General features: G+C 61.5%; 11 protein-coding genes. 3 read left to right on the top strand and 8 right to left on the bottom strand.

The window, feature by feature from the left end; all coding sequences use genetic code 11:
- From BS630_RS12525 to BS630_RS12510, 4 genes are all read right to left on the bottom strand, one after another.
- Window positions 1–1,408 (bottom strand): M10 family metallopeptidase (locus BS630_RS12525; RefSeq protein ID WP_208623363.1); only part of this gene is annotated, 1,408 nt, incomplete at its 3' end.
- Between the two features lie 534 nt (window positions 1,409–1,942).
- Window positions 1,943–2,746 carry an anti-sigma factor family protein gene (locus BS630_RS12520; RefSeq protein WP_077977689.1) on the bottom strand — a complete coding sequence of 268 codons (804 nt, stop codon included), beginning with the start codon at window positions 2,744–2,746 and terminating at the stop codon, window positions 1,943–1,945.
- Entirely contained in the window at window positions 2,743–3,348 is a 606-nt protein-coding gene (locus BS630_RS12515) for an RNA polymerase sigma factor (RefSeq protein WP_077977688.1), read from the bottom strand. Before BS630_RS12515 ends, BS630_RS12520 begins: the two co-directional genes overlap by 4 nt.
- A 46-nt stretch (window positions 3,349–3,394) precedes the next feature.
- Window positions 3,395–3,931 carry a tetratricopeptide repeat protein gene (locus BS630_RS12510; RefSeq protein ID WP_077977687.1) on the bottom strand — a complete coding sequence of 179 codons (537 nt, stop codon included), beginning with the start codon at window positions 3,929–3,931 and terminating at the stop codon, window positions 3,395–3,397.
- 168 nt (window positions 3,932–4,099) lie between these two features.
- On the opposite strand from BS630_RS12510, the gene BS630_RS12505 reads away from it, so the two are divergent.
- From BS630_RS12505 to BS630_RS12495, 3 genes are all read left to right on the top strand, one after another.
- A complete protein-coding gene (locus BS630_RS12505; RefSeq protein WP_077977686.1) occupies window positions 4,100–5,152 on the top strand; it encodes a type III polyketide synthase in 1,053 nt (350 codons plus the stop codon).
- Window positions 5,149–5,652, top strand: coding sequence for an isoprenylcysteine carboxyl methyltransferase family protein (locus BS630_RS12500; protein ID WP_077977685.1), 504 nt, complete (start codon window positions 5,149–5,151; stop codon window positions 5,650–5,652). Before BS630_RS12505 ends, BS630_RS12500 begins: the two co-directional genes overlap by 4 nt.
- Window positions 5,653–5,727: 75 nt before the next feature.
- The gene (locus BS630_RS12495; protein WP_077977684.1) at window positions 5,728–6,975 is read left to right on the top strand and encodes an NAD(P)/FAD-dependent oxidoreductase; all 1,248 of its coding nucleotides are present in this window, start codon (window positions 5,728–5,730) and stop codon (window positions 6,973–6,975) included.
- Here the strand turns inward: BS630_RS12495 and BS630_RS12490 are convergent.
- Genes BS630_RS12490 through BS630_RS12475 form a run of 4 tightly spaced genes read right to left on the bottom strand, consistent with a single transcriptional unit; the run spans window position 6,965 to window position 10,387 of the window.
- Entirely contained in the window at window positions 6,965–7,504 is a 540-nt protein-coding gene (locus BS630_RS12490) for a gluconokinase (RefSeq protein ID WP_077977683.1), read from the bottom strand. The two genes, BS630_RS12495 and BS630_RS12490, sit on opposite strands and share 11 nt — an antisense overlap.
- A gap of 26 nt (window positions 7,505–7,530) precedes the next feature.
- Window positions 7,531–8,484, bottom strand: a complete 954-nt coding sequence (locus tag BS630_RS12485; RefSeq protein ID WP_077977682.1) for a peptide ABC transporter ATP-binding protein — start codon at window positions 8,482–8,484, stop codon at window positions 7,531–7,533.
- Entirely contained in the window at window positions 8,481–9,497 is a 1,017-nt protein-coding gene (locus tag BS630_RS12480; protein ID WP_077977681.1) for an ABC transporter ATP-binding protein, read from the bottom strand. Before BS630_RS12480 ends, BS630_RS12485 begins: the two co-directional genes overlap by 4 nt.
- Entirely contained in the window at window positions 9,497–10,387 is an 891-nt protein-coding gene (locus BS630_RS12475) for an ABC transporter permease subunit (RefSeq protein ID WP_077977680.1), read from the bottom strand. Before BS630_RS12475 ends, BS630_RS12480 begins: the two co-directional genes overlap by 1 nt.
- Window positions 10,388–10,396: the final 9 nt, after the last annotated feature.

The raw sequence follows: 10,396 nt of genomic DNA, 5'->3' as shown, positions 1-10,396 counted from the left end.
TATAGGTGTCGTCGCCCGCACCACCGATCAAACGATCGGCCCCGGCCCCACCATTCAGCACATCGTTGCCGGCGCCGCCGGTGATCGTATTGGCAAGCGCATTACCGTTGCCGGTAAAGCTGGCGGATCCCGTATAGAACAGGTTCTCGACGTTGTTGCTGAGCGTATAGCTCGAAAGCGCCGTCTGGACCGTGTCCGTCCCTTCCTTCGCGTACTCGCTCACAAAATCGAAATTATCGTCGACAATGTAGATGTCGTTGCCCGCCCCGCCCGACATCCAGTCGGAACCAGCCCCTCCAATCAATGTGTCAGCGCCGGCACCACCATAAAGCGAATCATTTCCTGCATTGCCCCAAAGCGTATTGTTCGCTTCGTTGCCTATAATGTTGTCGTTGCCGGAGCCGGCCTGAACGTTCTCGATCAAGGACGCAACGTTACCGTGATAAAGAAGCGCGTTGAAAATGTTGCCGCGGGCGTAGCCATTGTTCGGGCCACCCCACAGATCAGCCAACTGGCTCTGGGAAAAGACCGAGTATCCTCCTGCTCGCAGGTCGATCTTGAGGGTGGTGGTATAAGCGCTCAAATCATAGGTATCGATACCGCCGCCGTCCCAGATTGTCGCGAAGATCCGGTTGGCATCGGGTGTGATGGCCGCCACCCCGTCGACATAGGTGACGCCTTCGTTCGGATTCCACTTATAGACGGTATCGCCATTGTTCGTGGTGTAGTCTGCGCCGTACATTTCCTGCAGGGCGGCGATGTCGAGCATCATGAAGGTCTGTGGCGCCCCGTCATGTTCATACTCGTACCCGTCCCCATTATCTCCGACATATGTACGGTAGGTCATGATTGTGTATTCGACCGAATCGTAGGCACGCGGAACGACCGTGGGATTGTAAAAGAAATCCGGTTCGTGAGCATGTTTCAGCCCGAGAGCGTGACCCAGTTCATGCGCCAGGGTATGGCCCGCATAATTGCCGAACTCCGGATATCGATAATCTTCTTCTGTACCAGCATATTCCGTCCCGAACCAGATATCGCCGCCGCTGCTGCCAGCATCTGGGTAATAAGCCCATGCCGTCGGAGGCAGGGACGACTGAGCGAACCGCACCGTGGCGGTATCGGCGCTTCCCGCTACGAAGTCGGCGTTCGTAAACCCCTCAACCGAAAAGCCGTCATTTGCCGCGTTTCCATAGGATTGCTCCATAAAAAACAAGGCTGCAGACTGCTGTTGCGAGGAAATCGACGAAAAATCGAAATCTTTCTCGCCGCTATAGGAATATGATGTCGAGAGAGTGGGGAACGCATAGGTTATCGTTCCGTCCCAGGCAGTGCCGCTGAAGAGCCCGTCAATTCTCTGATCCCCAGTCGAATTAACGTACTTCATCCAAGTAATAAGGTTCGTCATGAACTACCCGTTTGCCTATTCCATTTCGGCTGCGCCTAGTACCAGTGCCCGCTCTGCCCCAACTCTAGGGAAAATTCAACTAAAAGCTTCATTTCTCTGCAGGAAATTTTTTTGACCTAGTAAGGAACGCTCCTGACTCGCTTTCTCCGCAACTTCTATCGAAGGCCAGAAGACATATTCCAGGATTCTGTGCTCGCCCGTCCGAACCTTCGCAATTGCTGCCACGGCGGCCCTTAAATTGACGTTACGGTCATCTGCTGAAATTTAACAAGTCTCAGGCTCGGTGATGTCGGGAAAGCGAGAGGTCCACATTGTTTCAGCGCCGCCGAGCGTTGTTTCGGCCTGTCGTACCGCGGGCAGCAATCTTGGTGACGTGGGCTGCGGTCGTTCCGTGGCGAGTGAAGGGAAAGCTTCGAGCCTGACGACAGCGTCCTGTCCGACCTGGTGAAGCCGATGTCCTTGTTCAAAGCGTCAATTTGGAGCTCAAACGCGCTCCCCAAAAAAAGCGGCGAAGCTGAAGTCCCGCTGAGCCGGTCAGCTTGAAAGCCTGCTCCGGGCGTTCTCCGCCAATTCCTGCACCCGGTCTACGGGGATGCGGCCGATCAGCATGAAGGCGTGCGTCGCGTTCGACCAGTAGACGACATTCATACCTTTGCGGTTTTCGAGGTCCGGCGCCTTCGGCCCCTTGTCAGACTTGACGATGCACAGCGCCATCGGGCCGGTTTCGGGGTCGAGATAGGCGATCTGGGCCAGCGCCTTACCATCATATTGCAGCAACAGGGCGCGTTTGAAATCGATCCCCGGCAGCGAGACGGCTTCGGGGGAGAGCGACAGACCGAGCTTCTCGTCAAGACCGGCGAGCTGGGCGGCCTGGTCCTCCCTGCCGGGGGCGGGGCCGGCGTACGTTTCGGCGGTATAGAGCGAGATATAGTCGGCGACTACGGCGCGCCATTCGCTGTTTTCGTCCTTTGCCGAAAAGCGTGCTCCGATGCCGATGACGGCGCGGTCGATGGCGATGCCGGCGATCAGCGAGGCGGCGAGCGCGCCGAGGAAGCGGCGGCGGCTGGCGAATACGGGCGCGGGGCTGGATTTTGCGCTTTCCTGCATAGGGATGGCGGCAAGCATCGCCTGCAGCTTCTCGCGCGGCGCTTCGGCGAGCAGCGGGGCGAAGGCCTGCTTGAACGGCTGGCTGGCGCGTGCCAGCAATTCCAGCCGCTCGGCGACGCTCTCGTCTTCCTTCACCATGGCCTCAATGCGGGCAGCCTCTTCGGCCGTCAGTTCGCCGTCGATGAAGGCGGTCAGATCCTCGTCGGAGGGAATGGTCTGTTTCGTCGTCATTGCCGTCCCCCTTCCGGTCCGGTGTCGGAGAGCTTGGCGCGGGCAGCCGCCAGCCGGCTCATCACGGTTCCGATCGGGATATCCAATATGCCTGCAACCTCGCGATAGGAAAGTCCTTCCACATAGGCGAGGAAAACCACCGTTCTCTGCGCCTCGGGCAGCGCATTCACCTGCTTCAGCACCTGACCCGCCATCACATGGGTTTCGGTGTCGTGCGCGCCGTCGAAGATCAGCGTCTCCCCGGCATCGACGAAACCCTGGCCCTGGCGCACCCGGCGGGAGCGGATCTCGTTCAGCCAGATCGAGTGCAGGATCGAAAACAGCCAGCGGTCGAGCCGGGTGCCGGGCATGAACTGATCGGCGCGCTCCAGCGCGCGAAGGCAGGTCGCTTGCACCAGGTCGTCGGCGACATCGCGCTGATGCGAGAGAACGAGACCATAACGCCAGAGCCTTGCCAGATTTTCCGTCAAGCCGCTCCTAATATCCGCTTCACTCGCGATGGCCGCCTCCGCCGATCCTGCATCCCTCGAAACCGCCGGATGAACCGGCGATTCCGTTCTCGCGCGACCATAGGCAGGAAAATGGGTGCGCGCGACCGACATTCTTACGTCCCTTTTGCGGTTCAAGTCTTCCCGCCGTGCCTGCTGATCAGATCTTCGATGGGTCGAGGATTGCGGCGTTCAGGTCCTGATATTCCTCGCAGCCGGTGCCGCAGATCGCCTTGATTGTCTTCAATTGGTCCTTGGCGAGATCGAGCTGACCCTTGATGACATAGGCTTCACCGAGATATTCGCGGACCTTAGCGTATTGCGGGTCCATCTTCACCGACTGCAGGTAATAGGAGATGCCCTCGTCGGTGCGGCCGAGCTTGCGGGTGGCGTAGCCGCGATAGTTCAGCACTTCGGCAGTGTTCTGATCCTTGACCGTGTCGAGCACCGCAAGCGCCTCCTCATAACGACCGGCCTTGGCCAGCGAATAGGCATAGTCGGCGCGGTTCTCGTCGGAGACGTTAGCGCTCTGCTGCTTGACGCATTTCTTGGTCTTCTGGTCGTAGATCTCGCCCTTCTTGCAGGTGGGCGTTGTGCTGCTATCATCGCCAACCGCAAAAACCGGGCCGGAGACAACAGAAGCGGCAAGGCAGCCGCCGAGAATGATGGAAGCGATGCGGGCTGTCATAAACGTCATGGGGAAACTCCTCGGAAGTGACGTTGCGACGAGAGAACACCGCTGCATCCCGATTTATTCGGCTGCCGCTTGCATTTCTTTCTTCACCCTTTCGTGAAGCTTCAGAGCTGAATAATTTGGGCGTCCGCGTGTTTTCCTCCGTTCCGCCGGAGGGACAAGGAGAATTCTGTGACCGACACCGTCAAACTCGTCAGCCTCGCCGTTGCCACACCCGAACATGTCATTTTCCAAAAACAGGCGGTCGAAGCCTCGGCCCGGCTGTTTGCCGACCGCTTCGAGGATTTCCGCCATCTTGCCCGCGTCTTCGACAGCGCCGGCATCGAAAAGCGCCATGCGGCGCGCCCGCTTGCCTGGTTCGACGAGCCGCATGGCTGGCACGACCGGATGCAGGCCTTTGCAGAGGTGGCAGGCGGGCTTTTCGTCGAGGCTGCCGCCTCTGCCCTTCGCCAGGCAGGGCTTGAGGCCGGCGATGTCGACTGTGTCGTGACGGTCTCCTCCACCGGTTTTACGACGCCGAGCCTTGATGCGCAGCTAGCCGGCCGGATGGGTTTCAGACCCGACATCGAACGCGTGCCGGTCTTCGGGCTCGGCTGTGCCGCCGGCGTGTCAGGCTTTGCGATCGCCTCGCGGCTGGCGCGAAGCCGGCCGGGCACTGTTGTGCTTTTCGTCTCGATCGAGCTTTGCACGCTGGCCTTCCGGCTGGACGAGCTGACGCGGCCGAACATCATCGCGACGGCGCTTTTTGGCGACGGCGCGGCCGCCTGCGTGCTGCGATCAGGCGAAGGCGGGCTGGCGGAGGTAGAATCGACCGGCGAGCATCTTTTTCCCGACACGCTCGATATCATGGGCTGGAAGATCGATGACGGCGGCTTCGGCATCGTGCTGGCGCAATCGCTACCGCCCTTTGCCGAAAAGGAGCTCGGCCCGGCGGTAAAGGCCATTCTGGCACGAAACGGGCTGAGGGTGGAGGATATCGACCGCTTCATCTGCCATCCCGGCGGCACGAAGGTGCTGGCCGCAATGGAGAGCGCGCTTTCGATGGTGCCGGGCACGTTGGATCACGAGCGGGCCGTGCTTGCCGAATACGGCAACATGTCCTCGCCGACCATCCTCTTCGTGCTGGAGCGGGCGCTCCGCGCCGGGTTGCCGGCGCGCGCCGCGATGATCGCCATGGGGCCGGGCTTTTCGGCCAGCTGCGTGACGCTCAGGAGGGTCGCATGATGTGGCTGTCGATCGCGCTCCTTGCCTTCGTGACGCTGCAGCGGCTGGGGGAACTTGTGCTCGCCCGGCGCAACACGGCAGCGCTTCTTGCCAGAGGCGCCAGAGAGGTCGCACCCGAGCATTATCCCGTCATGGTGGCGCTGCATGCCGGCTGGATTATCGGCCTTTGGCTCACTGCACCGGGCAGGCCTGTCGCGCTCTTCTGGTTTCTGGTGTTCATGGGGCTGCAGGCTCTGCGGCTCTGGGTGCTGGCGACGCTGAAAGACCGCTGGACGACGCGCATCATCGTCCTGCCCGGCGCGCCGCTCGTCAGATCCGGGCCCTATCGCTTCCTCCGCCATCCGAACTACGCGATCGTCGTCGGCGAAATCGCCGCCCTTCCCCTCGCCTTCGGCCTGCCGTTTTACGCGATTGTCTTTTCCGTTCTCAACGCGCTTATCCTCTATATCCGTGTGAAGGCTGAAAATGCCGTACTGAAAAGCGCAATGATTTTGAAATGAAAGCGATTTTTCGTTTGCGTCGCAGTATCGGCGCGGGCATTTTCACCCGATAAACAAAGCGGAATTCAAGCGGAAATGACGAAGAACGCAATCGTGCTCGGCGCCGGCATTGTCGGGGTTTCCACGGCCATCCATCTTCAGCGGCGCGGCCGGCAGGTGACGCTGATCGACCGCAAGGATCCGGGCAGCGAAACCTCCTTCGGCAATGCCGGCCTGATCCAGCGCGAAGGTGTGGCACCCTACGGCTTTCCCCAGCAGCTCGGGCTCTTGCTGCGCTATGCGCTGAATAACCGCATCGACGCGCATTATCACCTGCGCACGCTGCCGAGCCAGATCGCCTTTCTCGCCCGCTACTGGTGGAACTCCGATGCGCGGCGCCACGCGATCATCACCCGGGCCTATGCGCCGCTGATCGAAAATTCGATCGTCGAACATAAGGATCTGATCGAAGCGTCGCAGGCCGAAGGGCTGATCCGCAAGGACGGCTGGATGAAGATTTTCCGCACTGAAGCCAAGCGGGACGGCGCTCTTGCAGAGGCAGCACTTTGGCAGAATGAATTCGGCGTGGAGTATGACAGCCTGACTCCGGCCGATATCGCCCGCATGGAACCTCATATGACCGGCGATTTTGCTGGCGGCATCCACTGGCGCGATCCCTGGTCGGTGCTCGACCCGCATGCGCTGACATCGGCCTATCGCCGCTATTTCGAAAGCCTTGGCGGCCGGTTCGTCACGGGTGATGCCGCCTCGCTCGGTCCGTTCGGCTCCGGCTGGAAGATCATGACGGCGGAAGGTCCGCTCGAAGCCGAGGATGCGGTTTTAGCGCTCGGCCCCTGGGCGGCCGTTGCGACGCGCCGGCTCGGCTATTCCTTCCCGCTCGGCGTCAAGCGCGGCTATCACATGCATTATGCCACTGAGGGCAATGCCGTGCTCAACAACTGGACGCTCGATGCCGAGCGCGGCTATCTCCTTGCGCCGATGAACCGCGGCATCCGGCTGACGACAGGGGCGGAGTTTGCAACGCTCGATGCGCCGAAGACGCCGGTCCAGCTCGACCGCGCCGAAGCCGTGGCCCGCACGATCTTCCCGCTCGGAGGCAGGCTCGATCCCGAGCCTTGGATGGGTGCGCGACCCTGCACGCCAGACATGATGCCGATCATCGGCAAGGCGCCGCGCCATCAGGGCCTGTGGTTTGCCTTCGGCCATGCCCATCACGGCCTGACGCTCGGGCCGGTGACCGGCCGTGTGCTTGCCGAAGTCATCACCGGCGAAACGCCGTTCATCGATATCGCGGCCTATTCGCCGCAGCGTTTCAACCCGTAACACCGAGCGCGGCAAGGCCTTTAAAGGCCTTTGTCGCAATGCCTTCTACCGTGTCGTCGATATCGACGGTGACGACACCTTGCTCGCCTGTCGGCACCTCAAGTGTGGCCAGCTGGCTATCGAGCAACGAGACCGGCATGAAATGTCCCTTGCGCTCGGCCATACGCCTCATCAGCAGCGCTCTGGAACCTTCGAGATAAACGAAGAACAGATTGCCGCCGGCAGCGGCCCGTAGCCTGTCGCGATAGATGCGCTTCAGTGCCGAGCAGGAAACGATGATGCCCTCGCTCTTTTCCAGCGAGGCCTTGATGTCTTCGCCGATGCGGTCGAGCCAGGGCATCCGGTCCTCATCGGTCAGCGGAATGCCCTTCGACATCTTCTCGACATTGGCGGCGGGATGAAGCGCATCGCCTTCGACGAAGGCCAGGCGCAGCGCTTCGGCAAGCTTCTCGCCGACGGAGGATTTACCGCAGCCGCTGACCCCCATGACGATGATCGCATGAGGCCTGTTCATCTGCTCATCCGGCATGTTTACTCCTCAGCTTATCTTCCCGCTCAGTCGAGCGGGAAATGACAGGCATATTGTTGTGCGCCTTCTCCCCTTAATTCGGGAGAAACCTGGCGACAATAGTCCTGCGCCTTCCAGCAGCGCGGATTGAAGTGGCAGCCCGACGGCGGCTTCAAGGGCGACGGCAGTTCGCCCTGCAGGCGGATGCGGGTCTTCTCGCGCTCGGGATCGGCGATCGGGGTCGCCGACAACAAGGCGGCCGTATAGGGATGGCGCGGCCGGGCGAAGACTTCAGCGGCAGGGCCGGTTTCGATCGGGCGGCCGAGATACATGACCATCACCTCGTCGGCGATGTGATGGACGACCGAGAGACCGTGCGAGATGAAGAGATAGGCAAGGCCCATCTCCTTCTGCAGGTCCATCAGCAAGTTCAGCACCTGCGCCTGGATCGACAGATCAAGGGCCGAAACCGGCTCGTCGAGCACCAGCACTTTCGGCCGCAGCATCAGGGCGCGGGCAATGGCGATGCGCTGGCGCTGGCCGCCGGAGAACATATGGGGGTAACGGCCATGATGCTCCGGGCGCAGGCCGACGCGGGCCATCATCTCCTCCACCTTGCGGCGGCGGGCGGCCGCGTCGAGATTGGTGTTGATCTTCAGCGGCTCTTCAAGAATCGCGCCGACCTTCTGGCGCGGGTTGAGCGAGCCGTAAGGATTCTGGAAGACGATCTGCACCTGGCTGCGCAAGCTGCGGTCGCCGACACGCGCCGGCTTGCCGTCAATCAGCAATTCGCCGGCCGTCGGATCCTCGATCATCGTGACCAGACGGGCGAGTGTCGACTTGCCACAGCCGGATTCGCCGACGACGGCGAGCGTCTTGCCGGAATGCAGGCTGAAGCTGACGCCGTTCAGCGCCTTGACGGTGGCGTCGGCTTTGAAGAGACCGCGGTTGACCGTGTAGAAACGGGCGAGATCCCTGGCCTCGAGAACAGCGCCCGTCATACCAGGTCTCCTGCAGTTTCAACGGCGATGACACCGGGATGCCCCAGCGGCTTGCCGTCCTTCAATGGATAATTGCACAAAGCCTGGCCGAGCTCCGGGCCCTGGCGCACCACGCCGCGATCGCATTCGACCGTGGCATAACCGCAGCGCGGCGCGAAGAGACAGCCCGTCGGGCGGCCGTGCTGGCCGGGAACGACACCGGCGATCGAGGGCAGACGCTGGCCGACCTTGGCGCGTTCCGGCAGGGCGGCGAGCAGAGCTGCCGTATAGGGATGATGCGGATCGCGAAACAGCGCCCTCACCGGCTGCTCCTCGACCTTCTGGCCGGCATATTGTACCTGCACGCGCTCGGCGGTTTCAGCAACGACACCCATGTCGTGGGTGATCAACACCAGCGCCATGCCGTGCTCCTTCTGCAGACGCACGAGCAGATCGAGGATTTGCGCCTGGATCGTCACGTCGAGCGCTGTCGTCGGCTCGTCGGCGATCAGGAGCTTCGGATTGCAGGCGAGCGCCATGGCGATCATGACGCGCTGGCTCATGCCACCAGACATCTGATGCGGGAAGTTCGACAGGCGGTCTTCCGGGGCCGGAATGCCGACGAGGTTCAGGAGCTCGATAGAGCGTTCGCGGCGCTCCTTGCGGTTGAGGCCCATATGAAAGCGCAGGGTCTCGCCGAGCTGGAAACCGACCGTGAAGCACGGATTGAGGCTCGACATCGGCTCCTGGAAGATCATCGCCATATCCTTGCCGATGATCCTGCGGCGCTGGCGGGCGGAGATACCGCGCAGATCCTTGCCGTCGAACTGCATGCGGTCGGCGGTGATCTTCGCCGTCCAGGGCAAAAGCCCCATCAGGGCCAGCATGGCCACGGATTTACCCGAGCCGGATTCGCCGACGACCGACAGGATCTCGCCCTTGTCGCAGGCAAGAGACACGCCGTCGACGGCGCGGAAGAGACCGGAAGAGGTCTGGAATTCGACCGTCAGATTTTCAATCTCGAGGAGTGACATCACGACCTCTTCAGTTTGGGATCGAGCGCGTCGCGCAAGCCGTCACCCATCAGGTTGATGGCGAGAACGGTAATGAGGATGGCAAGACCCGGGAATGTCACCACCCACCAGGCGCGCGAGATGAACTCACGGGATTCGGCCAGCATTGTCCCCCATTCGGGTGTCGGCGGCTGGGCGCCCATGCCGAGAAAGCCGAGGGCGGCGGCATCGAGAATTGCCGCCGAGAAAGCGAGCGTCGCCTGAACGATCAGTGGCCCAAGACAGTTTGGCAGGATCGTCTTGAACATTAACCGGAAGGTGCCGGCACCGGCGACACGCGAGGCGATCACATATTCCTTCTCCCGCTCTGAAATGACTGAGGCCCGCGTCAGCCGGACGAAATGCGGCTGGTTGACCAGCGAAATCGCGATCATCGCGTTGGTGAGGCCAGGCCCGAGCACGGCCACCAGCACGAGAGCCAACAGCAGCGACGGGAAGGCCAGGATGATGTCCATTAGGCGCATGATTGCCGTATCGATCTTACCGCGGAAAAATCCGGCAACGAGCCCGATCAGGACTCCCGAAATGACCGAAAGCGTGACGACGACGACGCCGATGAAGAGCGAGAACCGCGCGCCGTAGATGAGGCGCGAGAGGATGTCGCGGCCGACGGCATCCGTTCCGAGCGGGTAGGAGGCGCTGCCCGCCTCCATCCAGAACGGTACGGCCAGCAGCACCTGGCGGTTCTGCTCGTTCGGCTGATGTGGCGCAAAGAGCGGCGCAAGGACTGCAACGACCAGGATGATGCTGAACACCACGAGGCCGATGACGGCGCCCTTGTTGCGGGAGAAATAATGCCAGAACTCCGCAAGAGCGGATGGCTGGCCGGTTTTGACGGTGACCGTGCTCATGGACCGCTC

Origin of the sequence: Rhizobium laguerreae (assembly GCF_002008165.1) — a bacterium.
GTDB classification, from domain to species: Bacteria; Pseudomonadota; Alphaproteobacteria; order Rhizobiales; family Rhizobiaceae; genus Rhizobium; species Rhizobium laguerreae.
Note: the sequence above shows the minus strand (reverse complement) of the source record. Positions and strands in the feature narration are given on the sequence as shown.